This window comes from Pseudomonas sp. HAR-UPW-AIA-41 (genome assembly GCF_002304225.1).
Lineage (GTDB): Bacteria > Pseudomonadota > Gammaproteobacteria > Pseudomonadales > Pseudomonadaceae > Aquipseudomonas.
In genome coordinates, this window is record NZ_NSLB01000033.1 from 1 (window position 1) to 431 (window position 431).

The window sequence follows — 431 nt, forward strand, 5'->3', positions numbered from 1 at the left end:
AAAAAGGAATGGTCGCTGCTCTTATTGCTGGAACGACGGTAATGGCTGTGATGATGAGTGTGTTAAATTATTATGTTATTTTACCAGCTTATACGCTCTTTTTAAATGCACCAGCTATGTCAGCACCAGAAACGAAGCAACTGATCGTTTCGGCTATTTTACCGTTTAATTTCGTCCAATTGCTGGAATTATGGTGGAGTTTATCAAAAATGTGTTGAACTTCTTTGTAGCAGGTAGTCCAACAGGAGTTCCTGTCGGTCATTTCGCTAATTTTATGGCAGGAGTCACATTTATCCTTCCTGTTTATTATGTGTATAAGAAAATTTGAATCGAAAAAGGAATGGTCGCTGCTCTTATTGCTGGAACGACGGTAATGGCTGTGATGATGAGTGTGTTAAATTATTATGTTATTTTACCAGCTTATACGCTCT

At 38.1% G+C, this 431-nt stretch carries 1 protein-coding gene and 1 pseudogene; both read left to right on the top strand.

What is annotated here, in order from left to right; all coding sequences use genetic code 11:
* A pseudogene (locus tag CK486_RS18145) lies at positions 1–218 on the top strand (hypothetical protein); the annotation flags it as partial.
* A complete protein-coding gene (locus CK486_RS18590) occupies positions 191–328 on the top strand; it encodes a hypothetical protein (protein WP_371915516.1) in 138 nt (45 codons plus the stop codon). The pseudogene CK486_RS18145 and the gene CK486_RS18590, both read left to right, overlap by 28 nt.
* Positions 329–431: the final 103 nt, after the last annotated feature.